A 25919-nucleotide genomic window follows, 5' to 3' on the forward strand; every position below is an offset into this window, starting at 1 on the left:
AATAATGCCAACTTTAAGAATTTAGAAAAATAGTAAAATTTCTATGATTATCATTAGCCTACGTTTAAATAGTAAGGTGGGTAAGACTTTATATTAAAAAAATGAAATGAGAGCATGAAATGGACTCGCTAAAGTGCATCATCTGCTCCATTATTTGCACGGTTAAAATGCATAGCTGCAATAAAATATGTAAAAGAAATAAACGTTTTAGCTATTTTTAAACCGTCGTATTTTAAATACAGGGGAGTTGTATAGGGTATACTGTCCTCATTGAAAAATTCTGGCTGGAGATAACAATGGAGTTAGATCGTTTTGATAAACAAATTCTAGAAATTTTGTCTCATGAAGACTTAAATTTGAATGAACTTTCAGAACGGATCAATCTGTCAGTCAGTTCAGTGCATCGTCGGATTAAGCACCTAATTGAAGCCAACGTTATGGGGCAGCTCAAAAGGGAAATTAATTTTAGTAAACTCGGATTTACCTTGCACATCTTATTGCAAGTTTCATTGAGTAAACATGACACTGAAACATTTGATAAGTTTCTTTCCGAAATAGAAGCAATTCCAGAAGTGACCAATGCATTTCTAGTGACAGGACAAAGTGCTGATTTTATTTTGGAACTTGTAGCCCGTAATATGGATGACTACAGTGAAATTTTATTGAGACGTATTGGAAAAATTGACAATGTTGTTGCTTTACATTCCAGCTTCGTTATTAAAAAATATAATGTTTTTAACTGTTATAACTTACTAAATAAACTATAAAAAAACGCACCCAATGGTGCGTTTTTTCAATTCAAATGTTTGATTTAGGCGTCAAGTTGAGCCAAAACCTCATCTGTGAACTCAACGTTAGTATAAACGTTTTGCACATCATCGAGATCTTCAAACATATCAATCATTTTAAGAATTTGTTTTGCTTGGTCGACATCAGTAATTTCAGCTTTGGTTGATGGACTCATAACCACTTCTGCGTTGTCAGATTTTAAACCAGCAGCAGTAAGAGCATCTTGAACTTCACCAAAAGTTTCTGGTGAGGTGATTACCAAAATTTCATCTTCAGAAATTTCAATATCTTCAGCGCCAGCTTCTAAAGCAACTTCCATGATTTTATCTTCTAAAGAAACATCTTCAAAAGTAATTTCACCACGTTTAGTAAATAGATAAGCTACAGAACCTGCTGTACCTAAGTTGCCATTTGTTTTACTAAAACAGTGACGTACATCCGGTACTGTACGGTTTAAGTTATCTGTCATTGTTTCAACAAGAACAGCAACACCGCCAACACCATAACCTTCGTAAGTTACTTCTTTTAAATCATCATTATCTTCACCACCGGCACCACGTTGGATTGCACGGTTGATGGTGTCACGTGTCATATTAACTGAAAGAGCTTTTTCAACTACCGCACGCAGACGAGGGTTACTAGCAGCATCTCCACCACCAAGTCTGGCAGCAGTCACAATTTCACGAATATATTTAGTAAAAACTTTACCGCGACTTGCATCTTGTTTCGCTTTACGATGCTTAATATTGGCCCATTTAGAATGACCCGCCATGGACGTGAACTCCAAAAAAAGAAAATGCAAAAGTGCTGGAATATTAGCATAGGCTTAGTTTTGTTGAAAACTGTTGCCCTGTGTTTTGTTAGCCAATTGAATAAGAATAATAAGCTTAAGGTCTAATGAGCGAGATTAGACAGAATTAAGCCTAATTTGATTTAGTTAATTTTGACGTCTATGTCAAATTGCGCATATAGCTCTTTAATCGTTTCCAAATCTTTTTGTAAGTCTGTTGGGTAAATTTTACCTAGAATTCCACCTTGTTTGCTTCGAGCATTGGCATACATGAGTACAATAGGAACATTAGCTGCTTTTGCAATATGCCAAAAGCCTGTACGGATAGGTTTACGTTCAGAGCCATCTTTTGCACGAGTAGCTTCAGGAGCAATAACCAAGTTAAAAGTTTCATGAGTTTGAAATTGTTCAACCATTTGAGAAACAATATCTTTACTTGCTTTGCGGTCAACGGGAATGCCACCAAGTTTTTCTAAAATTGGTTTAAGGGGACCTTTAAAAAGTTCTTTTTTTATTAAAGTATGAATTTTAATGTCTAAAATTTGGAAGAGGGCAATAGAGAGCACTGCGTCTAGATTTGAAGTATGTTCAAAGCCAATAATAACTTGTTTTTTCTCAAGAATTTCGGGATCTACATTATAGGTCCAACCAGCAGCTTTAAAGATAGAGTTACCTAGAAATTTTTTCATAGATCAGTGCAAGGTGATAAATTTTCAGGATTCTAATATGAGTTTGTAAAAAAGCCTAGAAAATTATGAAAGCTAAAGTAGAGCATTAAAAATTAAGATTATCTAAGCTATAGAAGATTTAAAAAAGTTCTTTTTATTTTTCTTTTAAATATAATAAACTTAGATAATTTTAAAATTAAGAAACCTGTTGAGGTATCTCTTCATTAATTAAATATTTAATATATTTCCAGATTTTTTCAGGGTTAATAAGTGTTTTATCTGTTGTTCCATCAATAATCATCCCATCAATAATAGAAATAATGATGTGAGTAAGCGGAGTAGGGTTTTCTATACCTAATCCAGTAAGCTGTTCTTGTAATAAATTGGTCAACCACTTTGTATATTCGTAAAATGGTTCACGAATTGAAGTATATTGTTTAGATACTTCAATAAATGCTTTTTTAAATAAACATCCATTAAATGTCTCGCTATTGATCCATTCAATATACCAATTAAAAATAATATGAATTTTTTCAAGTGGGTTGGCGTCTTTTCGTAAACTTAGCTGTTCATTAATTGAATTTTGAATATTTAAATTTCGATGTTGCAAACACTCCATAATTAAATTTTCTTTTGAAGGAAAATATTTATAAAATGTCATTTTTGCCACATTCGATTCAGCAATAATACGGTCAACACCAGTAGCATTGTAACCAATCTGATTAAATAAATTTAAAGCAGTATTTATAATATCTTCTTTTTTTGACATTACTATTCCATATAGTTAGAACTAATTATAACTTAATCTAAAAAATTAAAATTTTAATACAAATTATCATAGTAAAAAAAGGGACTTGATTCAAGTTTATATTGTGTTAATGATTATCATTAACTAAAGTTTTTTTTAATTTTCTATTTGATTTCGTATGATTTTAATTCTAATATTGATTGTTGAAGGAACATGTTTAAATATCAATTTAAGTCATTGTTTTTATAATAAAATATGTAAAAATCGATCAGGCTTCAAAATAAGTTTAATGAGAGTGGATATGCCTAAGAAATTTGAGAATTTTAATAATCCTAGAAAGAAAGCACTCACAGGGATGAAGCAAAGCATTTCAGCCGAATTATGGGGAAAAAATTCAGAATTTTTGACCCAATTAAGAGAAAAAATTGCTAAACATGCAGTGTCACATCATCCCGCGATTGATATTTTAAATAACGGAGAAATTAATAAAGAAAATTTAAAAAAAATTCACTTAGAATATCGTCATGCAATTGTGCAAACTTTTACTGATGCACTGCTCATGGCTCAATTTCAAACTAAACAGTTAGAGCCAAGATTGCATGCTGGTGCGAAAATGTTTCCACGCTTTCTTTTAAGTCTCAATATTTTTGATGAGTTTGGCTTTCGACCTGGTTTAGACAAAGATGGTTACTATCAGGGAAATCCTGAATATGCTCACTATCCTTTATTTGAAGACGTATTAAATGATTTTGGCATTACAGAAGAAGATCGTCTGACTTATCATCCAAGCGACATTGCACATCAAGTTAGAGTATTTTTAGAAAATGCTTATGGTGACTATAAAGCTGTTTCAGCCTTATTAGCAGTCGCAGAAGAAGAAGTCATCCTTTATAGTCCACCGTTACGTAAAGCAACTAAAGCCGTAGGTTTAGACGTTGAGGGTGGTGGTTATTACCACGTGCATGGTATTTCTGAGGATGAAAGCGCAGAAGCCGCAGACGATGATCATGAAGAAGACTTATGGTATGTCTTAATGCAAGCTTGTACAGAAGAAGACTATAACTACATTGAAAAGATATGTTTAGAGTATTGTGATTTATGGGAAAAGTTCTGGGATACTCAGTTAGAGCATTCGAAACCTATACGGAAACAAATCTTAGCCTAATTGATGAAATAGAAATATTCAGCGCACGAAGAAAATTTATTTTAAAAAGTTAAAATTTGGAAATAAAAATAAATTTGATAATTAAATTTTAAGTATTTTTTATAACGGTGAACCATATTCTATTCGAATACATATTAAAAACCCCATAAACTTTTAGTTTATGGGGTTAGTATTTGGTGGGCCCACCGTGACTTGAACACGGGACCAACGGATTATGAGTCCGCTGCTCTAACCAACTGAGCTATAGGCCCTATATACAAGAAAAGCTTTTAATCTCAAGGCTTTTCAGTGCGTGCAATACTAATCAATTTTTTAATTAAACACAAGTAATTTTCTAAAGTAGTACATAGTAGACCCAAAAAATATTGTGTTGTTTTGGTTAAATATTACAAGCGACACCGATTCTAACGTATGAGTACTTCATGAGTAAAGCGAACTAAGTTATTTATCGATCAGTTAGAACTTATTCTAGCCAGAAGTTTATAGTGATTGATGTGCAATTGTCTTTTCGATTCAAATCATTATTCTTTTAAAATACATATTGTTTGAAATTTAACCGTATGATGAGAGGCGGTATTTGAATATTGCTAAAAATATAATTTAGATTATTTTAGAGAAACTAGTAGAGTAGAAGCTAATTTATGTATGTCTTACGCGAAATTTATAAATTTTAGATATAATATTCTTTTTATAAAGCTTATAAGGATTTTAGAGTAAATATTATTTCATAAAATTATATTTATAGAATTAATAACTTCTTATCAAAGCTAGGTCTATATCATTGTAATGAGGGTTTTAAATTTTAATAAAAATTAATGAATATATTATCGATGACTCGGGTTTATTCTAAGTGATCTGAGTCAGAGTAAATAATTAATATTTCAAAATTAAGGGTGCAGAATGATAATGTTTATGGTGTTAATTTCATTCTGGGACTTACTATATAATCTCTCTTTAATTTTTGAAAACTTTGGGTAGTATATATTTTTGAAATTACTCATAAAAAATTAATAATCAGATTATTTGAGAATAAAGAGTCTAATAAATATATATGATGAACAAAGTTTTAAAGGTGAAATAAGAAAAGTAATGAGTAAAAGTAAGTCCATCTTAAAAGTAAATGCTTTATCTCATTTTATTAAAAATTAGAACTTTTTATTGAAGAAATTTGCATTTTTTACCCTTGGAATTTCTTTCTTTTTCTAATGTGTTTTCTATATAAAACTTAAAATGTGATTGTTTTCACAATGAAGACAAATGATTGTATTTTATTGATTTTATTCTTGACTAAAATGCTGGGTTTTAATAAAGTATAAATGTATTTTATCCAAAATAAAAAACTATTGCTTAGTCCTGAAATACAGTAAGAGGCCTGCTTTTTTAAGTAGGCCTCTTGCTTTCTGTAATATTGAAAAAAATAAGGGAACAATAAGCTAAATTTTTAAAGTAAGTACATATAACCAGAAATAAAACGATAAAAAAGAGACCATAGGTGCTTAGAACTAAAGTATAAAAAATTATAAATTTTCTTGAATAATTTGGATGAGTTCTCGAGCTGCTTTAGATAAGGGGAGGTCTTGAAGCCAAATTAAGTAAATGGATAGAGGTAAATGATTTTTTGTATTTTTAAAATCTAAAAGCACTAAGTGGCCTTGATCGATTTTTTCTTGTACTAGTGATAAAGGGAAATTTCCCCAACCGAGCCCCGCTTCAACCATATTAATTGCTGTTTGTAGATTATTAGTTTTCCAGTACATTGCACTAATAATTGAACGGGAATCTGTCATCTCATGCTCACTACTCGCCACTACAATTTGTCTAATATTGATTAATTCTTCAATAGAAAAATGCTTTGTTTTTTCTTGTAGAAAATGATGATTAGACGAGATAGTTGCAACTACTGTTTCAGCCATTACCAATTGCAAATTTTCACGCATTTTTATATTTAAATCTGACCCCGCCAAGCAAAGACTAATTTCTTCCGCATAAAGTAAATTGACGATGTCATCTTGAGGGGCAGTAATAACTTCTATATTAAGTAACGGGAATTTATCGGCTAATTTTTTTATTGAATAGAATAATAATTTGGTATTTACATCTGAGACAACGCCAATGCGTAATTTAGTTTCAAGCCCTAAAGAAAGTTCATAGGCATGAGTACTAAATAGCCTAAGTTGTTCAGAAATAATACGCGCCTGCGGTTCTAAAGCTAATGCTTTAGCAGTTGGAATGACCTTGCGAGGAGTCCGTTCAAATAAGGTGTAACCCAATTCTGCTTCAAGATTGGCAGCCGCCATACTTACGGCTGAAGGTACTCGATTTAATTTACGAGCGGCCGCAGAGAAAGATCCTGTATCTAGTACGGTGATGAAGAGTTCAATATTTTCACTGTTAAAATTCATTTTGATATCAGTCAAACTGAAAGCTATTAACTTTATATATGATTTTAACTGAAATTAAAATAAAAAGAATTAAGTAGAGTTTGTTTATTATGCAAGGTGTAAAGCGTCGAATCGTATATGTTTCTTCTTATGAAGTGATTGGAATGATTATTTCATCAGTAGGGTTAGCTCTTTTGGCAGGTGACAGTGTGGAACATACGGGGCCTCTATCTGTCATGATCACGACCATCGCAGTAACTTGGAACTTTATCTACAATGTTTTATATGAGAAGTGGGAGGCGAGGCAAAGTAGTAATATCCGTACAGTCAAACGTAGGGTTGGGCACGCAATTGGTTTTCAGCTTAGCTTAGTTGTATTTTTGATTCCGCTTATTGCATGGTGGATGGATATTTCGCTGGTCAAAGCTTTTTGGTTAGATCTCGCCTTTATTATTATTATTCCGATTTACACTTTTATATTTAATTGGTGTTTTGATAAGTTATTCGGGCTTCCTTCTTCAGCACAGGTTAGACCATTACACGAGTAACGGTTTATACATACCCATAAGATATCAAAGCCGAATGCTTTGATATCTTATTTTTTATTTATTGGCTTTGTTCAAGTGATAATCGCTGGGCAAATTTAATTTGTGCTCTTTTTGCGAAAATATAATAAATCAATGCGGTAGCGATAAGGCCTACAAGCCATGATAAATCGATCCCTCCTAACATTGCAGCAATTTGCCCTGTATAGAATTTACTTTCAATAAATGGCAGTTGAATCAAAATACCTAAAAAGTAGCAAGCAATGCCAATTCGATTCCAACGGCCATATCTACCATTTGGGTCATATAGCGCATCGACATCACATTCTTCTTTAGAGATAAAGTAGTAGTCGACAAGATTAATTGCACTCCATGGAATAAAGAATGTGAGTAAGAATAAGATAAAAGCTTTGAAAGCATTTAAAAAAGTATGTTCTCCTATAATTGCGATGAAAGTAGATATCACAACCATTGCAAGAACAATGAGTAATCTTGTTATTTTTGAGATTTGATTTGTCGATTTAAAACTATTCCAAATGGTAGCAACACACATAAAACTACCGTAAGCATTTAAAGTAGTCAGTGTAACTTTGCCAAAAGCAATACTAAAATATAAAAAGGTAACCACTAAGGCAATGGGGTTCATACCCACAACATATTGGACTTCATTTCCAACAAAATGACCGTTTGCAACTTGAGCGATCAAGACTCCTAAGGTCATGGAAATTTGTGAACCCAATAAAGAACCTAAGCCAACGGCCCAAAAAACGCGAGATGAAGACGTTTTGGTTGGAAGATAACGAGAGTAGTCCGCAACATAAGGTCCAAAAGAGATTTGCCAAGAAGCAGAAAGTGAAACTGCTAACAAAAATGAAGACCAACTAAAATGACGGACTGCTAAGAGTTCTGAAAAATCAGAAAGAGCTAAAATTTGAGTCAGAATAATAACAAAAGCAATCAAGCCAATAATACTGGCTACTTTGCCTACCCAGTGAATTAAACGATATCCAATGGTTGCAAATATGATAATCAAACATGCATAAATTAAGATGCCTGTTGTATTGCTGACATGTGCTAGGTGTGCAATTGCTTTACCCGCGAGCACCTCACCGGTTGCGGTAAATCCCAGATACATGAGACAGACGAGTATGATTGGAATGCACGCACCATATACCCCAAATTGAACACGACTTGAAATCATTTGGGGAAGGCCAAGTTTTGGACCTTGAGCAGCGTGTAGAGCCATGACAGCAGCACCAAAACACTGCCCCACAAATAAACCAATAATCGACCAAAAAACATCACCGCCTAATACAACTGCTAGTGCACCCGTCACAATGGCCGTGATTTGCAAATTGGCACCAAACCAGAGGGTGAATTGAGCGAACACTCCGCCATGTCTTTCATTCTCTGGAATAAAATCAATGCTTCGGTTTTCAATAAAACTACTATTTGGTTTCTCAGCCGATGAGTCCATTACACTCTCCTTGTCCTTTAAGAGTCCACTCTTTTTTTATTAAGTCCGTATTTGTACAAACAAATACAAACATGTATATACAAGTAATTTAAAAAATAATCAAATATTTTTTGAGCTGATAGATACAAAAAGTGGCTTAAATATTTCATAGATAAATAGAAAAATGAGTCTGATTTTATTTTTAATAAATTTAGGTGATAAAAAAATAATATATAAAAAAGCCCTCTATTGAGGGCCTTAATTTATGCTTCTGTGTCTAAGATAGCTTGAAAAAAAGTTGGAAGTTCAGAAAGTTGGACGAGTTGGGTTTTATCTTCTTGTTTATAGTAATACTGATAGTTTGGAGTTTCTGAGGAATTATCTAGATATTGAGTTGCATCGGTAAATTGGGCTTTTGCAACTGGTTTATCTTTTTTGCATTTAATAATAACGGGGTTTACCGAATTTAATTTTACAGGCACACCATTTTCAAATTTAGCAGTCTCAATCAATAAAGAAATTTTATAATTTCCAAAATTTACACAAAAATGACCTCCATTTTCCGTTTTAATTTCATGGTTTGAGAAAAGATCTTTAAATAAATTCTTTAAAGATTCTCTGTGCTTATCTAAAGCAACTTGAAAGTCATGGTCTTGTTGCTCTATTTTCTCTTGCTCTTCTTGCAGCAATTTAGCTTGCTTTTCAATGGTTGTAAAATCCAGTTTCATTTTAATATCTCCGTTGGTTGTTTTAAAACTATACATGGCAGCCTTTTATTAACTTTTAAAGAAACATATATCATTTGTTACAACGGAATAATTAAGATGTGCTTTTGTGATAAATAATAAAAAATGTAAAAATTTACTTTAAAAATAAACCTATAAAATTAAAGAGTTTATTAAATCGATAATTTTTCTATTTTGTATTTTAAAATGCTGCTACATGATAAATATAGAGTTTTTAATGTAGCAGCATATTTCCTATTTAGTACAATGTTTAGCTATAAGAGAAGTACGTTTAATTTTTAAAAGACCTCCGCTAATCATTACACCAAGCATGACTAATGCTGTGCCTACCACTTGCCAGATATTTAGAGATTGTCCTGTAAGTAGGGCAATCAGCATACTAAATACTGGTACAAAGTTAAAAAAGACGGAAGCACGTCCAGCGCCTAACTTTTGTATGCCATTAAACCAGAATAAATAAGCAATCATTGTAGAGCAGATAATGACATATCCCATAGCCAAATGCGCATTTATAGGTGCAGATGTGATGGCCGTAAGAGGATCTTCAAATATCAGACTCATCATGCCAAGTGTTATTGCACCGAACATCATAGAAAAAGTCGTTGTTTCTAATGGGGTAGCATTTTTTACATAACGGTGAGATAGAACATTTGCTAAGCAAAACCCAAAAGCCCCTAGTAATATAAATAGATCTCCAATGTCTATTTTTAGGTGAAGTAAAGTTGTTATATGCCCTTGACTAATAACGAGTAGCACACCGCTTAAGCCGAATAAAACACCTAAAAACTTATTCGGGGTAAGTTTTTCTCCGTCCAAAATAATCGTCATTAATAAAGTCATCAACGGTGTAGTTGCCATAATTAAAGCCCCATTTACGGCAGATGTCGTTTGTAAGCCATAAAAACAACCTATGTTGAAGCCCGCAATGCCGACAACCCCAATAATAAGATAGATGAATACATTCTGACTTAAGGCGGCCCACCTTAGTTTTCCTGTTATTGAAAAGATCAGAAGTAAGGCTAGGCTTGCAATTGAAAACCGTTCAGATGCGGCAGATAGCGGAGGCATATGGTGAATAATATAAGACATTGCATTAAATGCTGATCCCCAAAAAAACATCGTTAATACAACGCCAGCATAGGCATAAGCCACCGTTCTGTTCATCGTCAGGCTCCCAATAATAAAGGTTTTATTCTGGGCAATTATATAAAGGTGTACAATTCCGTATTAATACACTTCTAATGTGAAAATTTGCACAATGATTGATTGGGAAAATTTACATTACTTTTCTGTTTTTACTGAAGAGAAGTCACTGTCTGCTGCCGCAAGAAAATTGGGTGTAGACCACGCAACTGTATCCAGAAGAATTGCCCAGTTAGAACAAAACTTAAAACTTAAATTAGTCGATCGTAGACCACGGACATACATTCTTACTCCTGATGGGGAGCGACTTGCACAAGTGGTTGCTCGTATGATGGAAGAAACTTTTTCTATTGAACGTTTAACCCAGGCTGGTCAGCAAGAGGTGAAGGGTAGTGTTTCTATTAGTATGCCTCCTTTAACTGCTGCGCATCTCATCATGCCTCATCTGGGGCGATTTTATCGTCATTATTCTCAATTAAAATTGCGTGTACTCGGTGATGTTCATTATGTTTCTTTACAGCATAGTGAAGCTGATATTGCTGTACGATTTGGCCGTCCTAAAGATGAAAATTTAGTTGCTCGCAAAGTAGGTGAAATTCCTTTTGGAATATATGCGGCTCCAAATTATTTAGCCTCAACTGATCCTGAAAATTATGAATGGATTAGCGTAGAGGTAGGGGGCGTACACGGTCAAAAACAGCAGAAGTTAAAAGAACGATTAGGTAATAAAGAACCTGTAATGGTTACAAACCATCCTGAGTTACAGTGGAGAGCTGCATGTGGGGAAGTCGGTTTAGCGGTCTTACCTGATTTTTTAGGAGCGCTCGGCAATTTAGTAAGATTGCAAGACGATCATCCTATGAGCGCGGAAATCTGGTTAGTAACACATGAAGATTTACGGTATAGCCCAGCGATACGTGTGGCAATGGACTTTCTTATGAGTTGTTTTGAATCTTTTAAGGTTTAAATTTACTTTATTACAATGTTTGCATCTTGGCTAATTTTTTCTGCTGCTGTCCAAAACCTTTGTTGAGTAGAACTCTCTCTACGAATATTTTTATCGGGCGGTTGATGAGGGGAGTTTACACTTGCAAAAATAGACGAGGCTATATCAAACATATTCATAATAATTTAATCATCTGGAAAAAAAACAGCATCTTCACGTGCTTGCATTAAAGCCAAGATAAAGCAGGTTAAGAAAAGGAAACCTATAAAAAAAAGAAAAAGATCAATTTTACTAATCGCAAAACCTATACTTGTAGCACCTAGACTTAGTAATAAGATACATAATATTTTCCAAAAAATGAGCATGTTACGTTCTGATAAAAAGTCTAAAGATATTATTTGCAATTGAAGGGGAATTCTAAATTTATTTATGTTTTTTTTATTATAAATTATGTAATTCTGTAAAATTTAAATTTTTATGAATCCTAAATAACTATTTGAAATTAAATTGATTTTTAATTTATTAAACTAGATAAATATCTTTTAATTTTTCTTAAAATTAAGTTTTTATTAATTGATAGAATGATAATTCTTTAGAAACACTATAAAATACTTTTTATAAATTAAATTTATTTTTTAATTTATTTAAAACAGCATCTTATGTTATTTTTTAGAATTCTTGTTAAAAAAAAGACTTGATCTTTAAGCTGATTTTTGAAATTATACCCATGCAAATTGTGATCTATTTCCCATAATTTGTATTTCAGGTTAAGTGGTTATCACTAATGCTCATTTGCTATTTTTGCTTATGAGCATTTTTTTATGTGATTTTTTAATAAAACTACAAAGTTTGAAAAAATAATTTTTTGAGTTCTCTTTGTAGCATTAAGCTTATTTATTTCTAGTAATTTTATAGATAGTAACTAATCATATTGAATAGTCACAGTCGCTGTAGCTTTAACCTCACCTGAGGTTACATTAGTAGCAGTTTGATAATAACGAGCAGTTAAAGGAATATCATATTCTACAGTTTGGTTGGAACTCACCGTACCTATATTGAGTTTGGTTGCTTTTTGAATCGGCTTATTTGCTCCATTCATATTCCATAACAATTCTACACCCACACCGTTAGCTTTTATTGAATTCGCGGCACTGTTGTTAATTACCTGATTATTTGAGGTATCAGAATTATAATCAAAACTTAAGCTGATCGTATTGCTCGTAGCGATACCAGAGTTGTTTTCACCACCATTACATAAGATTGATAGATTAAAACTTTCTTCACCTTGGGTTGACCCAATAGCTCTAAAGCCTGATTTCATCACGGTTGGAAGTTGAACTGGTGAATCTACACCATTTTGAATTTCACAAGATGAGGATGCAATAAGAATAGGGGTATTACTTAATACGGTAGTTGTTAAAAATGGTCGGTTCTGCTGTCCTGATACGTAATAGGTACTGTAACGGCCTGCTACTAATGCTCCAGAACCAGTAGTCGCAGCAGTTTTAATAATCTCCATAACAAAATACCCGGGGGAAAGTGTATATGCTTTATTGGGTGTTAACGTACGTCTATAGGGATAATATCCTGAAAAATCTGAAGCATCGGCAGCTTCACGGTAAAGACGAATGCCAATACCAGGAATATTGGTCGCATAGACATTATTACCAATAGGACTAATTGGATAATTTAAGGGGAGAGCTGCAATAATTTGATCACTCCCACGATTACAAGTTGCTGTTGAATTATTAGGAGATACTGTAAAAGTATTCTTTTGTAAGATCGTTCCTATTGGATCATTTGGTTTTACTACGATTTTACCGATAGTCATCGGAATATCGACGGTAGTAAATCCTTTACTTAAATTACAATTTGCATTTGTATGACTATAAGCAAATAGGCTCACTGCCAAAAATCCAATTTTTTTTAAAATATTATTCATTTACAGACTGCCTTTGTCATAATAATTGGTTGGTTGTTATGCATTATTTGATCCGCTATATCGTATTCAAGTTCACATTTTTCAGTACTCGTATTTCCCCATTTCACATATAAACGGTCATGGGTTAAGGGTGTTCGTAAATAAATGCGGCTGCCTTGCGCGACAATGCCTATTACTTCGTTATTCTGGTTGTATACCTGTGCTGCAAAAGGTAGATGTGAACCATCTAATGTTGTTGTACTAATAAAAAGTGCATAACCTTTTTTTGTTGAGAATTGAACTTTAGTGATTGAGCCTGCATAAGGAGCAATCCGTAAACTGCTTTCAGCAAGTTCAACTTGTGTGGACATATCTTGTGGGTCAAGACTGATATCATTCATACGGTAAGGTGTAACATAGGGAATAACTGCATATCCCTTTTTGTTAATACTGAGTCCAGGTGTATTACCGACTTTTGCTCCAGTAGCATCTGGTGCATAGACCAGTACCATGGTTTGAGCCTGATCTGGCCCAAACAGAACTCCTTGGGAATGTGCAACAATATTGCCACTGAGGCTCAGCATTTCTTGTTGGTATGAGTTTGCGTGACTGAATGACGTACCAAATGTTGTATAGTTTGTTTTATAGGTAGCATTAATATTTAGGTTCGTTTGACCACGGTCTTGATTAGAAATTGATGCGCCGTAGTTTAAGCGACTTCCTGTAAAGCCACTGAGGCTTAAAGTCTGACTATCTTCACCAATAACACTATTAAAAGTCAGAGAATTTTTCTTAAGATCTAGTGGAAAAGATAAAGAGGCAAGGTACTGTGTATCTTGACCTGTGCGACTGCCGCCTTCATCAATTTCGCTGCTAATTGCAGATAAACTGTAAGTTAAATCTTTAAATTGATTGCTATAACCTAATTGGAGCTGTTTGTTGGTCGTGGGTTGATTCCAATAGTTTATCCATGAACCCACTAAATAAAAATTTCCCCATTGTTTTGGAAAAACTTGATTTAAAGTAATCTGGAATTCACTTTTTTGTTTTCCCACCGAAAAGCTATCAATATTTTGTTGTTGTAAATCTTGAATTAAAATTGCATCACGCAATTTGAGGTAGTTTTCTGTTGAATAGCGATAAGTCGCTAATGTGAAATTAGTATTTGTTGGAGAAAATAATCTGCTGTAACTTAAACGATAACTTTGCCCTGTCATTTTAGGTTGATGATCAAACTCAGATTTTGACTGAGTCGCATCAAAAGAGATAGCTCCAATAGGTGTTGAAAAAGCTGTACCTAGTAATAGTGAAAGATACTGCTGAGTCGCTTGAACTGCACTGTAAGTTGTGAAGTAATTATTAATTCCCCGTTGATATTTGCCCTGCATCAACCACGGAGTTAAACCAAGGTTTGAATCTCGAAATTGCCCTACAGTAAAAGAGTAACGGCTCATTTTGGGGCGTAGCATTTCGATGACAGAAGAATAGGGAATAGAGAATTTTTGAATTAATCCATTAGATTCAATTACTGAAACTTGTAGCTCGCCTCCAAATCCTGTTGGGTAAAGATCATTAATTTCAAAGTTTCCGGGGGGCACTGTTGTCTGATAAATTAAATTGCCTTGTTGTCTAACCTCGACTTTCGCATTGGTTTTTGCATAACCTTTTACTCTGGGAGCATAACCGAGCATACTGTTTGGAAGCATTCGGTCATCACTTGAAATATTTATGCCGCGATACGGTAAAGAATCGATAAAATCACTATCAGTAAAATAATCACCTAAAGTCACAACACCATGAATTTTCGGAAAAGCTTTTTGGATATATGTGTTTGTTGAAGTATAAGAAGAATTATTAGATTGAAAATCAGTATGGTCTTGCCATTTCCATTGTCCATTATGGCGAAATTGCCAGCTCTCTAAATTTGCTCCAAGATTAGTCCCCATAAAAGCATATGCACTTTCATGTTGTTCGTTAACTATTCGATAGGCAGCCGCGTTATATGTCAAAAAAGCTGCATTAATGCCTCGATCCCAAAGATGTGGATCGATATAGCCCTGTGCATTTTTTTCTAATGTGACTTGGGGGATAGAAATATCAATTCGTAAGCGGGAGCTATCAAATAAATAAAAAGCATTATCTATCCAAGTACCTAGTGCATCACAAGAAAGAGATGATGCATGAGAATGTTGGTTAAGCACATCTGCTTTTACGCCATATTCTAGTAACATGGCTTTCGTGAAACAGGTTTCGGCATTTGTATTAGGAGTGCGGGCATTAAAGTGCATCCGTCGTTTACCCAACCATTGACCATTGATATAGACATCTAAGCTATATTCACCAGCTAAGATGGGGTTTCCATATTTGAAACGACCAATATCAATTTTTTGTGCATTACCTACTAAAAAATTGCTATCAAACTCTGCTTTTGAGAAACCTGAAACATCGGTACTATTTTCAGCATATACAGCCAAAGGCATAAATATCGCAATACTTGAGGCCACATAACAACTAAAAGGGCTTATTAAACATATATAAGGTATAAACCATTTAGACATAGTTTTAGAGCCTATTCATGATAGGTATTTAGGTTTTCTTAAGTAATACAGTAAGGTTAGAACTTTATTGGGTGCTCAACTCTTCCACCATAATCATTGATATATATAAAGCTCATATCTGCTAAATTTTTATTTTTCAGTTTTATTTTATCTTCGGAAAAAGGGGCAATCATTAAACCTTGTTGTAATAAGTCTGTTTTATGGCCTTCATTTCCTTGAAAAACGGAACTTATAGTGAGGAAAAAGGGTGTCGGGTTTTTCACTAATAGATATGGGTCATTCATTTTCCATTCGACTTTCTCACTTAGTTGATCAATATTTTCTTTTAGATTTATAGGACGATAAAAAAATTTAATTCGCGAACGAACAGCCAGCTGCAAAAAATTATTAGAAATAGAGGTGGTTTGATCTTGTTGAGTTTTGCCTTCGGGTTTAGGAGGTATATCTAAAACATTAAGCCAAAAAATAGATTCTTGTTGCTGACTTAATTGAGAAGAATTAGGTAGAGCTGTAATTCTTAAGGTCTGGCCTTTAGTCGCTTCTACTCGTGAAATTGGTGGTGTAATAATGAAAGGAACATTTGCTTCATCGGGAGTTAACTTCGCATTTCCATCATCAATCCAAGCTTGAACGAGAGAGGGAGCTGTTCCGTTATTACTTAGTTGTAATGTGATCTCACGCGCATTTGAAGGATAAATGACACGCGTTCCATGTAAAACAATTTCAGTATGACCTGAGGTAGATAGTGCTACCTGTAGGCAAACTAATCCCCACAAAAACTTACGACCACGAAAAAGCATGAGTCATATTCTCAATATTAAATAATAGACAGGAGATAGCTTCTACTTAAAGATAGAAGCTTCAATTTTAATTTTATTGATAAATAATGGTGTATTTTACTTGCGACGTTACTGTACCAGCAGTAGAAGCACCGGTAGCATAATATTCAGCGTAATAGTTAAGGTCAGCATTACCACCTGCTGAAACGCTCACCCATTGTGAGTTGGTCTGAGCTTCATTCGTACCTGTAGCAAGTACAGGGATTACAGCATTATTACTACCTAGCAACTGGATATTCACATTTGTTGCCCCGCCTGAGGTTGCTTGGTTTAATAAACGACCAGTATTAAAGTCAACGGTAGCACCCGGCTCAAAATAGGTAGCTACTTTTCCAGCAGAGGCGCAGTTCGTTAAATTAATTTGAAATGGGGTACGACCAGCCACATCACCTGCATTTTTTAAAGTTTGAGATGAAACTGTAGGCAGATTGATTATTAGATTTTTATCTCCAGTATCAATAGTACAAGTATTATCTGTGACAAGACCATTAATAGTAATTGTGCCATCTGCAGCTTGTGCATTTGTTATATTTAAGAGAGAAACCGCCGCCATAAAAATAAACTTTTTCATAAAATCCCCAGAATAGCCTTTTAAAATAAAATCCAATACTTTTAGCAATTTTATTCTGCTTAAGTAAGGCGAAGGAAATATATCACTTTTCAACCAAAAAACAAGGAAAACATTATATTTATATATATTTTGATCAGTTGTTTTTATTAATAAATATTTTGAAAATATATTTTTTATCATTTGGTAAAATATCTTGGAATTCATTTTTTAAAATAAAATTAAAAAACTCGTAATATTTAAGTGATTGTATTTTATTAAGTTAATCTAATTTTAAAATATTTAAGATAGAAATTTTCTATAACCTTATGTTTTTTAACAATTAAAATGTTTTTTTATTTGTCGTGTGAATATGTTTATTTTTTAAGAATTTTTTAAGATTCAATTCCTACTGTTTTAGTTGTAATTTAATAAAAGATAATCTGGAGTTCCGTTCCATGAATAGTATGAAGTATAGTTATAAACCTAATTACTTTTTCTTTGCTCATAAACTAGTTTTGTTTTTAAAGGATTATCTCATTAAGCACCCAACGGAGCAGCAGACAACGTTTAATTTACAAACGATTTATGACATCTTTAGTCATGACCTTGCTTCAAGTACAACTAATCTTGAGGGCATCTTAAATATTGCAGATGAATACGTATTTGAAACAGAAGAAGGTTTACTTCCATTGATTAGTAAGCATTCTGTTAATCTCAAGAATCATGTGCTTTCATTGGAATTCTCACCTCAAGCTTTGACAAGTTTATTGTCTGGTCATTCTTTAGTGAATCCTAAAGTAGCTTAGATTTTCTTTTAAGGTCGAGTTAACTCATATAAAATTCATAAAATTTATTTTCAAGAGTGATTCATGAGTAAAGACTTTAAAGCCTTAACTTATATTGCGGATGATAATATAGCAGATACAGTGACTTGGCTCTTACATCATCAAGATGTTTTTGATTCTTTTAATTTTGATGTGTTGAGCCAAGAGTTGTCTGTAACGCATGCAGCAGGAAAAGACATTATTCGAGTAGGGACATTTCTTAATGCCACTTATGGAATTTTAGTTACTTCTGTTTAAATAAAAAAGCCCTGAAGAATCAGGGCTTTTTTATTTTACTGTCTTGAGTTATGCACTCATGGCATTTACTGATAAGTCAGCAACAGCTGGTTTTGGTTTTTCTGCGGTTAAGCCCAGTTTATTAAACAACGCTTGGTCTTTACCTTCACCTGCATTTGGTGTGGTAAGTAATTTATCACCAGAGAATAATGAATTTGCGCCTGCCATAAATGCTAATGCTTGATCTGAATCACTTAATGACTCACGACCAGCAGATAAACGAATATAGCTATGCGGCATAATAATACGCGCAACTGCAATAGTACGAATCCATTCAATTACATCAAGCTTTTCAACATCTGCTAAAGGTGTTCCTTCAATTGGAACAAGCATGTTGATTGGCACAGATTCAGGATGAATTGGTAGAGTAGCTAATTCGTGCAATAAACCAACACGGTCTTCACGACTTTCGCCTAAACCAACAATACCGCCACTACAAACTTTCATTCCAGCTTGGCGAACATAATCTAGGGTATTTAAACGATCATCAAAAGTACGCGTGCTAATGATGTGAGAGTAATACTCACGAGATGTATCTAGGTTGTGATTGTAATAATCTAAACCAGCAACTTGTAGGCGCTCTGCTTGAGATTGGTTAAGCATGCCTAAAGTCATACATGTTTCCAGACCTAAAGCTTTTACTTCACGTACCATTTCTAAAACATAAGGCATATCGCGTTCATGCGGGTTACGCCAAGCTGCGCCCATGCAAAAACGTGAAGAACCTGAATCTTTTGCAGCTTTTGCTTCGCTAATCACTTTTTCTACAGCAATACGTTTTTCTGCTTCTAATTTTGATTCGTAATGTGCAGATTGTGAGCAATATTTGCAATCTTCAGGGCATTTACCCGTTTTAATAGATAAAAGGGTGCTGACCTGAATCGCATTGGCAGTGAAGTGCTCGCGATGTACTTGCTGAGCCTTGAAAACTAAATCCAAGAAGGGTTGTTCATATAAAGCTTGGATTTCTTCACGATTCCAATCATTACGTAGAGTCATTGTCATATCCATGATGATGGCATTAATTCACTACACATAATCATACAGAATTCGTATTAAAGCTATAGGGCAAAAAACATCATTTTTTTAATTTGATAGCTTAAGTTGATTAAGTTGTTGTTCAATTGCCCAATCAATATGCACATTGACAATATCATCATGCAAAATTTTGCCATTTTGTAGTTGAGCTACAATTTCCGTTGAATAGGGTGCATTTCCTAAACCGATGGCAATATTCCGTTTGAATGATTGATAACCTGTTCGGCGAATTGGACTACCTTCTGTATTTGCTAAAAAAGTAGTTTCATCCCACTGCCAGATATCAAGCAGACTAATATTATCTAATCCATTTCTAGGATTGAAATCGCTAATAGAAGCTGTTTTTGCAAAACTGTTCCACGGGCAAATTAACTGACAGTCATCGCAACCAAAAATTCGATTACCAATACCTGCACGTAATTCTTCAGCAATAATTCCTTTATATTCGATAGTTAGATAAGCAATGCACCGCCTCGCATCTAGCATATAAGGTTCCACAATTGCTTGCGTCGGGCAAATATCAATACATGCACTACAAGAACCACAATGGGAAGTCGTTGGTCCATCAAAAGGTAAATCTAGTGACGTAAATAGTTCACCCAAAACAAAAAAAGAACCTGACTTTTTGTGAATGAGCAATGTATGTTTACCCGTCCAACCCATTCCGGCATTTTCAGCCAACGATTTTTCAAAAATAGGGGCTGAATCGGCGAAAGGACGTGACTCAAAATCACCAACTTTTTCACGAATTCGAGTGGCTAGGGTTTTCAATCTGCCACGCATGACTTTGTGGTAGTCTCGACCACGTGCATATCGCGCAATAATTGCAGAATTAGGTTCAAAAGGTACATAACGAGGCTTTGGGGACTCGACCAAATAGTTCATGCGAACGCAAATAATACTTTTTGTGCCAGGAACTAATAAGGTTGGATCAGCTCGCTTTTCTAGATTTTCTTCTAAATAGGTCATATCTGCATGATAACCACGTTCAAGGTATTCTAAAAAACGTGGCATTTGCTCTTGAGCATCTGGTTTTGCAATGACACAATCAGCAAAACCCAAGTCTAATGCTTGAGTCTTGATCCATGCTTTTAATTCATGAAGATCAAATTGTTGTACTGCAATGCGTGATGTGTCGGAAGATGTCATAAACCAGAATGAAAGAGGATAATAATATGCAGACGGTAGTTTACCATAGCGATGATATTCAAGCATGGGAGCAACGCTGGTTTGCTGCGCAAAACTCATCATTAGGTTTAATGCAACAAGCGGCTTGGTCAATTGCTCAACAGTTAATTGAAATTTTTAAAGAGCAGTCTATTAAGAATGCTGCTATTTGGTGTGGACAGGGCAACAATGCTGGGGATGGTTATTTTCTAGCAAGCTATTTAACACAAGCGGGATTTCATGTTGAAATATTTGCGGCTGAATTAGGTTCATCAGCTAGTCTTCATTGTGCTGTGCAATTTGCCCAAGAAAAGAAAGTTCCGATTCATCAAGGTTTTAATGTTAAAAAAACATTTGATTGTCATATTGATGCTTTATTTGGTATTGGTTTAAATCGCGAATTAAATGCTAATTGGCAACAGGTTATTCAACAATTTAATGAACAAACAGGTCTAAAAATTTCTGTAGATATTCCAAGTGGCTTGCATGCAAATACAGGTCGTACTTTGCCTTGTGCAATACGAGCTGATCATACATTTACAGTTTTGGGACTTAAAGCAGGATTATTCACAGGTCAAGGCAAAGAATACACAGGTAAGCTTCATTTAATTGATTTAATTCCTATAGACCAAGAGCTGAAACCGTTAGCTTATTTAACATCAACAAATATTAAACTTCCTAAGCGTATGGCATTTGGGCATAAGGGAAGCTATGGACATGTCTTAGTGGTTGGTGGACATGAACAAATGGGTGGTGCTGTAATTATGGCTGCCGAGGCTGCTTTTCATGCTGGAGCTGGTAAAGTCACGGTGGTTTGTCATCAAAACCATCATCAGGCTATTTTGTCTCGTTCACCAAATATTATGCTCCGTGATATTAATAGCTTAGATGAAAAGTCGATTAAGGAGATTTTATCTCAGGTCGATTCAGTATGTTTCGGAATGGGGTTGGGGCGTGATGATTGGGCAAAGCAAATCTACCAACATTGGTTTAATTTATTAAATGAGAGTACTTATCTAGAAATTGTTTTAGATGCAGATGCTTTATGGTTTTTAGCTAAACAGCCTCAAAAATTGAATGCACATATTTATTTAACGCCCCATCCTGGAGAAGCTGCAACATTGCTTGAGTGTTCTACTACTCAGATTGAGGCGGACCGAATCTCTGCAATTTATGCGTTACAAAAAAAATATGCAGGGCAATGGGTGCTAAAAGGAGCAGGTAGCCTGATTTTAGAAGATGCTCTTTATATTTGTATGCAAGGTAATGCAGGTATGGGAACTGGAGGAATGGGAGATGTACTAGCTGGAATGATTGCCAGTCTAAAAGCACAATTTCATAAGGCTATTGCATTACATGAAATTGTTACCCTCCATGCTCAGGCCGGTGACCGACTGGCAAAAGAAGGTATGCGTGGTTTACAGGCTTTTGAGATGAATCAGGCAATTACTCAAGTAGTGAACCAATAAAGCTTTAACGTCTACGACTGCTAGAGCGGCTTCGGCCACGTGCCATACCACCTAAGGCATTAAGGACAGAGAGTTTACTCATACTTCCAGATGCATGAGCATGGCAAATTGCTGCTGCTAGTGCATCGGCTGCATCGGATTGAGGCTTAACGGTCAGATTAAGTAATCGCATGACCATCATTTGTACTTGTTCTTTATCTGCGGCTCCATAACCGACAACAGATTGTTTAATTTGACGGGCGGTATATTCTGCAACTTGTAAGTCTAAATTAACTAAAGCGGCTATTGCTGCGCCACGTGCTTGTCCAAGTTTTAGGGCTGAATCAGGATTTTGAGCCATAAATACCTGTTCAACGGCAGCTTCGGTGGGACCATGAAATTTAACAATACGTTCAATACCAGCAAAAATACGTTTTAAGCGTTCGGGCATTTCCTTTGTTTCTGTTCGAATAGTACCTGCATCGATAAAACGTAGTTTGCTACCATCTTTTTCAATGATTCCATAACCTGTTAAGCGTGAACCAGGGTCAATCCCAATAATCAAAGACATGCGAAGGCTTACATAAATAATTTAAAGGTATTGTTACATACCAAAATATGATCTGCATGAGTTATTTAAGCAAGTCACTTATGAGTGGTTATTTTTCGTTTTTTAAATAGATTCTATTTTGATTGCTACGAAGAATAATTTTCAAGATTTCTATAAAAGATAAAATTCTTTAATAATTGACAAGATTCTAGTTTAGTGGAATATTTGTCTATAATTTTGGACGTAAAATTTGTGGGTATATGGAAGATATTAATATTCGCATTGCACAGCAAGTACGTGAACTGCGTTTAGCCCGTGGATATACCTTAGATGTTCTTGCTACACGATGTCAGGTGAGCCGCTCTGCAATTTCTTTAATTGAGAGAGGCGAGGCAAGCCCAACAGCAGTTGTCCTTGAAAAGCTGGCAAATGGTTTAGATGTGCCTTTGACTCAACTCTTCGCTAACCAACAGGGTGATCAATCACCTCAGCCTATTGTTCGGCGTAGCAAACAATCAGAATGGAAAGACCCAGAAACAGGTTATATACGCCGTCAAATTTCACCTCCAAATTGGAAGTCCCCATTTCAAATTGTTGAAATTGAATTTCCCCCTCATTCACGAATTACTTATGAAACAAGTGGGAATTCTAAAGCTATACGACAGCAACTGTGGGTAATAGAAGGTCAAATTGATATTCAGTTGGGTGAAAAAAATTATGCTTTACAAGAGGGTGATTGTTTAGCCATGCAATTAGATCAACCCATTATGTATAGTAATCCTTCTTCTAAAGCGGCCCGCTATATTTTAGTTATTTGCAATGAGTTCGTTTCTGTTCTTAAGGAATTTTCATGATTAAAAATACTAATCATCATCTACGTTTAATTGATTGTCATGAAGCAAATCATGCAAAGGCTATTTTAGATATTTTGAATGAAGCAATTATTAATTCGACTGCTCTATATGATTATTTGCCGCGCTCTGAAGAGTCGATGAAAAATTGGTTTTCGGTTAAAAGACAAAATGGTTTTCCAGTGATTGGCATTGTTGATGAGACAGACAAGTTATTGGGTTTCGCGAGCTGGGGAACCTTTAGGGCTTTTCCTGCCTATAAATATACCGTTGAGCATAGTATTTATATTCATTATGAACATCGGGGTTGTGGGCTAAGTAAAATTTTAATGCAAGAGTTGATTCAGCGAGCTCAAGAGGCCGAACTCCATGTATTGATTGGTTGTATTGATGCGACCAATCAGGCAAGCATCGGTTTACATAAGAAAATGGGCTTTACTCATGCTGGCACTTTTAAACAAGTCGGTTTTAAGTTTGGGGAATGGCTTGATGCAGCTTTTTATCAGTTAAATTTAACTACGCCATTACATCCAGTCGATGGCTAACAAATTTAGTTCAATTTTGAAAATTATAGAGATAGCCCAGTCTATACTGGGCAATGCTATAGAGTTTAACTTATAAGATACCCAGTTGTTCTAATCCTTTATAAGCAATTTCTTTTCGAATAGAACTAGGAATTCCTTTTTTCATTTCTAAATTGAGTGAAAACGCTACAATTTCTCCTTGTGGTTGAACGACCCAACCGGTTAACCAGCCAACTTGTGGTTCAACATCCCATCCCCAACCACTTTTAGCATAAATTTTACGTCCATTTTTTTCTTCTATGAACACCATTGATTGTACTTGTTCTTGCACATTTTTACTAAATGGAAGCGTTTTATTGGCTAATTGATAAGCAAATTGCGATTCTTGTTGAGGTGTTATTTTTAGAGGACCAACAAGCCAAAAATTATCTACTTTTGAACCAATGTTAGCATTACCGAAACCAATTCGCTTTACCTCTTTGGACATAAGATCTAGGCCAATTCTTCGGGCTAATTCTTGATAAACTGGAATAGCAGAAGCTTTCATTGCATCGCCCAGAGTCATGTCTTTTTCCCAATCAGGAAATAAACGTTTTTGCCCATCCCATTTAAATACTTCAGTTGTAGTTACCTTATAGTGTTCAAGCCCAATTAAAGCATTTAACATTTTAAAGGTAGAAGCGGGAACATACTCTGTTGATGCTCTCTTAAGATCATTGCCATAAATTTCTTCTGTTTGTCCTCGCTTAATAACCAAAACACCTGTGGTTTGGGCTTGATCAAACAGCGATTTAATTTCTTCTGAATTTTTATTGACAGAAATAGAATGTATTTGATGATGTTCTACTGTTTTAGAGGCGCAGGCAGATAAAAATAGGGAACCTGTTGCAATGATAAGAGCTTTTTTATACATAAGTCTGACTAAGTCTAATTTTGAAGTATTATTAATTAATTTAACTTGAATGGAACTGCCTTTAGTAAGAGGAAATGTAAGTTATCTAGAAAATTTTATATTGATGCATTACTTTTAAAGTCTGCTAATAAGTAAAATATAAACAAAGAAATGCTTCTAATCTTGCTAAGTAGATAAGACTTTATTTGAATAAAAAGCCCTTTTTAAAGGGGTTTTTACTTAAGTAGAGTAAAAAAATTCAAATCTGATTGAAGTGGCACTTGATAAAGTCGATATAGCACTCATTAATAATAAAGCATGTTTGTTTTTATCGAGTTAAAATCAAATGTACTCCAGTATTGCAGACTCTTGTCGATACGATCGTTTTTTTTGATTTTTAGAAATTAGACAGAATAATCGGTGCTAAGAGGAATGCTTAATCCTTATTTTTAACTTAAATAAGGTTAGGTCAAATAAAACTGCAATGAATTTTCTTTTTGAGATAGATAAAGTTTTACATGAATTTACTTCTTATTGTAGTTCTGGGCGCGATTGTTGAAATTGCCGTATGGATTGGCGTAGCACAGTTCATCAGTGGATGGTATGTGTTCTTTTGGTTCATTATTGCTTTCTTTATTGGTTTGGGGCTTATTCGCAGAAGTACTGCTGGCATCATGCCTCAATTACAGCAAATGCAGATGACAGGCCAACTAGGTAGTGATCCAACAGTGACTAAAAAACTTGCTTATGCTTTTGCAGGTTTCTTATTAATGTTGCCAGGTCTTGTATCTGATGTTTTGGCTCTTTTAATTTTGATCCCTGGCGTTCAAACCGCATTTCGTAATATAGCGATGAGAACTCTGGCAAAACGCCAACAAGCTATGATGAATAAAATGATGGGTGATATGGGCGGTAATGCTTCGGGACAAAACCCATTTGCTGATTTAATGCGTCAAATGCAAGATATGCAGAATCAGCAGGGCGGTGGCCAAGGCCAATACCATGATTCAAGCATTATTGATGGTGAAGCGAGAGATGTTACTCCTGACCATAAAAAAATAGAGCATAAAAATAAAGATTAAT

General features: G+C 34.7%; 26 protein-coding genes and 1 tRNA gene. 10 read left to right on the plus strand and 17 right to left on the minus strand.

Annotated features, from left to right (window positions below):
* Nucleotides 1-296: 296 nt before the first annotated feature.
* On the plus strand, nucleotides 297-767 hold the full coding sequence (locus I5515_RS06275; protein ID WP_004642558.1) for an Lrp/AsnC family transcriptional regulator: 471 nt from the start codon (nucleotides 297-299) through the stop codon (nucleotides 765-767).
* Between the two features lie 44 nt (nucleotides 768-811).
* Here I5515_RS06275 and I5515_RS06280 read toward each other — a convergent pair whose 3' ends face one another.
* The 3 genes from I5515_RS06280 to I5515_RS06290 all read right to left on the minus strand — a co-directional run bounded on the left by I5515_RS06280 (nucleotide 812) and on the right by I5515_RS06290 (nucleotide 3016).
* Nucleotides 812-1561, minus strand: a complete 750-nt coding sequence (locus I5515_RS06280; RefSeq protein ID WP_003651352.1) for a YebC/PmpR family DNA-binding transcriptional regulator — start codon at nucleotides 1559-1561, stop codon at nucleotides 812-814.
* A gap of 161 nt (nucleotides 1562-1722) precedes the next feature.
* Entirely contained in the window at nucleotides 1723-2268 is a 546-nt protein-coding gene (locus I5515_RS06285) for a 1-acyl-sn-glycerol-3-phosphate acyltransferase (protein WP_151827946.1), read from the minus strand.
* 175 nt (nucleotides 2269-2443) lie between these two features.
* Nucleotides 2444-3016 (minus strand): TetR/AcrR family transcriptional regulator, encoded by a 573-nt coding sequence (locus I5515_RS06290; RefSeq protein WP_199965274.1) that lies wholly within the window; start codon nucleotides 3014-3016, stop codon nucleotides 2444-2446.
* A gap of 280 nt (nucleotides 3017-3296) precedes the next feature.
* On the opposite strand from I5515_RS06290, the gene I5515_RS06295 reads away from it, so the two are divergent.
* The gene (locus tag I5515_RS06295; RefSeq protein ID WP_199965275.1) at nucleotides 3297-4160 is read left to right on the plus strand and encodes a hypothetical protein; all 864 of its coding nucleotides are present in this window, start codon (nucleotides 3297-3299) and stop codon (nucleotides 4158-4160) included.
* Nucleotides 4161-4334: 174 nt separating this feature from the next.
* Here the strand turns inward: I5515_RS06295 and I5515_RS06300 are convergent.
* Nucleotides 4335-4411, minus strand: a tRNA-Ile gene (locus I5515_RS06300).
* Nucleotides 4412-5677: 1266 nt separating this feature from the next.
* A complete protein-coding gene (locus tag I5515_RS06305) occupies nucleotides 5678-6562 on the minus strand; it encodes a LysR family transcriptional regulator (protein ID WP_199965276.1) in 885 nt (294 codons plus the stop codon).
* Between the two features lie 89 nt (nucleotides 6563-6651).
* On the opposite strand from I5515_RS06305, the gene I5515_RS06310 reads away from it, so the two are divergent.
* Nucleotides 6652-7089 carry a PACE efflux transporter gene (locus tag I5515_RS06310; protein ID WP_199965277.1) on the plus strand — a complete coding sequence of 146 codons (438 nt, stop codon included), beginning with the start codon at nucleotides 6652-6654 and terminating at the stop codon, nucleotides 7087-7089.
* A gap of 58 nt (nucleotides 7090-7147) precedes the next feature.
* Here the strand turns inward: I5515_RS06310 and I5515_RS06315 are convergent, their stop codons facing one another.
* The 3 genes from I5515_RS06315 to I5515_RS06325 form a co-directional block, all read right to left on the minus strand.
* On the minus strand, nucleotides 7148-8563 hold the full coding sequence (locus I5515_RS06315; protein ID WP_199965278.1) for a purine-cytosine permease family protein: 1416 nt from the start codon (nucleotides 8561-8563) through the stop codon (nucleotides 7148-7150).
* A gap of 242 nt (nucleotides 8564-8805) precedes the next feature.
* Nucleotides 8806-9270 (minus strand): hypothetical protein, encoded by a 465-nt coding sequence (locus tag I5515_RS06320; RefSeq protein WP_199965279.1) that lies wholly within the window; start codon nucleotides 9268-9270, stop codon nucleotides 8806-8808.
* A gap of 252 nt (nucleotides 9271-9522) precedes the next feature.
* The gene (locus I5515_RS06325; protein WP_199965280.1) at nucleotides 9523-10452 is read right to left on the minus strand and encodes a DMT family transporter; all 930 of its coding nucleotides are present in this window, start codon (nucleotides 10450-10452) and stop codon (nucleotides 9523-9525) included.
* Between the two features lie 94 nt (nucleotides 10453-10546).
* Here I5515_RS06325 and I5515_RS06330 point away from each other — a divergent pair, with 94 nt between their 5' ends.
* On the plus strand, nucleotides 10547-11398 hold the full coding sequence (locus I5515_RS06330) for a LysR family transcriptional regulator (protein WP_199965281.1): 852 nt from the start codon (nucleotides 10547-10549) through the stop codon (nucleotides 11396-11398).
* Nucleotides 11399-11562: 164 nt separating this feature from the next.
* On the opposite strand, the gene I5515_RS06335 is transcribed toward I5515_RS06330, so the two are convergent.
* The 5 genes from I5515_RS06335 to I5515_RS06355 form a co-directional block, all read right to left on the minus strand.
* Nucleotides 11563-11742 carry a hypothetical protein gene (locus I5515_RS06335; protein ID WP_199965282.1) on the minus strand — a complete coding sequence of 60 codons (180 nt, stop codon included), beginning with the start codon at nucleotides 11740-11742 and terminating at the stop codon, nucleotides 11563-11565.
* Nucleotides 11743-12299: 557 nt separating this feature from the next.
* Nucleotides 12300-13319, minus strand: coding sequence for a fimbrial protein (locus tag I5515_RS06340; protein ID WP_199965283.1), 1020 nt, complete (start codon nucleotides 13317-13319; stop codon nucleotides 12300-12302).
* Complete coding sequence (locus I5515_RS06345) at nucleotides 13316-15772, minus strand: fimbria/pilus outer membrane usher protein (protein WP_199965517.1); 2457 nt, start codon at nucleotides 15770-15772, stop codon at nucleotides 13316-13318. The genes I5515_RS06340 and I5515_RS06345 overlap by 4 nt, the downstream gene beginning before the upstream one ends.
* 140 nt (nucleotides 15773-15912) lie before the next feature.
* A complete protein-coding gene (locus I5515_RS06350) occupies nucleotides 15913-16656 on the minus strand; it encodes a molecular chaperone (RefSeq protein ID WP_199965284.1) in 744 nt (247 codons plus the stop codon).
* Between the two features lie 73 nt (nucleotides 16657-16729).
* Nucleotides 16730-17302: a fimbrial protein gene (locus I5515_RS06355; RefSeq protein WP_199965518.1), complete on the minus strand. Its 573-nt coding sequence runs from the start codon at nucleotides 17300-17302 to the stop codon at nucleotides 16730-16732.
* A gap of 398 nt (nucleotides 17303-17700) precedes the next feature.
* Between I5515_RS06355 and I5515_RS06360 the strand changes: the two genes are divergently transcribed.
* Together I5515_RS06360 and I5515_RS06365 are read left to right on the plus strand one after the other, a co-directional pair.
* Entirely contained in the window at nucleotides 17701-18051 is a 351-nt protein-coding gene (locus tag I5515_RS06360) for a hypothetical protein (protein ID WP_199965285.1), read from the plus strand.
* A 63-nt stretch (nucleotides 18052-18114) separates the two neighbouring features.
* Entirely contained in the window at nucleotides 18115-18327 is a 213-nt protein-coding gene (locus tag I5515_RS06365) for a hypothetical protein (protein ID WP_199965286.1), read from the plus strand.
* A gap of 48 nt (nucleotides 18328-18375) precedes the next feature.
* On the opposite strand, the gene bioB is transcribed toward I5515_RS06365, so the two are convergent.
* Complete coding sequence (gene bioB / locus I5515_RS06370) at nucleotides 18376-19365, minus strand: biotin synthase BioB (protein ID WP_199965287.1); 990 nt, start codon at nucleotides 19363-19365, stop codon at nucleotides 18376-18378.
* An 87-nt stretch (nucleotides 19366-19452) separates the two neighbouring features.
* Nucleotides 19453-20553 carry a tRNA epoxyqueuosine(34) reductase QueG gene (queG, locus tag I5515_RS06375; protein WP_199965519.1) on the minus strand — a complete coding sequence of 367 codons (1101 nt, stop codon included), beginning with the start codon at nucleotides 20551-20553 and terminating at the stop codon, nucleotides 19453-19455.
* 26 nt (nucleotides 20554-20579) lie between these two features.
* On the opposite strand from queG, the gene I5515_RS06380 reads away from it, so the two are divergent.
* Nucleotides 20580-22040, plus strand: coding sequence for an NAD(P)H-hydrate dehydratase (locus I5515_RS06380; RefSeq protein ID WP_199965288.1), 1461 nt, complete (start codon nucleotides 20580-20582; stop codon nucleotides 22038-22040).
* A gap of 4 nt (nucleotides 22041-22044) precedes the next feature.
* Here the strand turns inward: I5515_RS06380 and ruvC are convergent, their stop codons facing one another.
* Nucleotides 22045-22590 carry a crossover junction endodeoxyribonuclease RuvC gene (gene ruvC / locus I5515_RS06385; RefSeq protein ID WP_016138349.1) on the minus strand — a complete coding sequence of 182 codons (546 nt, stop codon included), beginning with the start codon at nucleotides 22588-22590 and terminating at the stop codon, nucleotides 22045-22047.
* A 239-nt stretch (nucleotides 22591-22829) separates the two neighbouring features.
* On the opposite strand from ruvC, the gene I5515_RS06390 reads away from it, so the two are divergent.
* A complete protein-coding gene (locus I5515_RS06390) occupies nucleotides 22830-23423 on the plus strand; it encodes a helix-turn-helix domain-containing protein (protein ID WP_199965289.1) in 594 nt (197 codons plus the stop codon).
* Entirely contained in the window at nucleotides 23420-23965 is a 546-nt protein-coding gene (locus I5515_RS06395; RefSeq protein ID WP_199965290.1) for a GNAT family N-acetyltransferase, read from the plus strand. Before I5515_RS06390 ends, I5515_RS06395 begins: the two co-directional genes overlap by 4 nt.
* A gap of 70 nt (nucleotides 23966-24035) precedes the next feature.
* On the opposite strand, the gene blaOXA is transcribed toward I5515_RS06395, so the two are convergent.
* Nucleotides 24036-24857 (minus strand): OXA-213 family carbapenem-hydrolyzing class D beta-lactamase, encoded by an 822-nt coding sequence (gene blaOXA, locus I5515_RS06400; protein WP_199965291.1) that lies wholly within the window; start codon nucleotides 24855-24857, stop codon nucleotides 24036-24038.
* A gap of 497 nt (nucleotides 24858-25354) precedes the next feature.
* On the opposite strand from blaOXA, the gene I5515_RS06405 reads away from it, so the two are divergent.
* Nucleotides 25355-25918: an FxsA family protein gene (locus I5515_RS06405; RefSeq protein ID WP_199965292.1), complete on the plus strand. Its 564-nt coding sequence runs from the start codon at nucleotides 25355-25357 to the stop codon at nucleotides 25916-25918.
* Nucleotide 25919: the final 1 nt, after the last annotated feature.

Origin of the sequence: Acinetobacter calcoaceticus (assembly GCF_016508255.1) — a bacterium.
In the GTDB taxonomy this organism is placed as follows: domain Bacteria; phylum Pseudomonadota; class Gammaproteobacteria; order Pseudomonadales; family Moraxellaceae; genus Acinetobacter; species Acinetobacter calcoaceticus_E.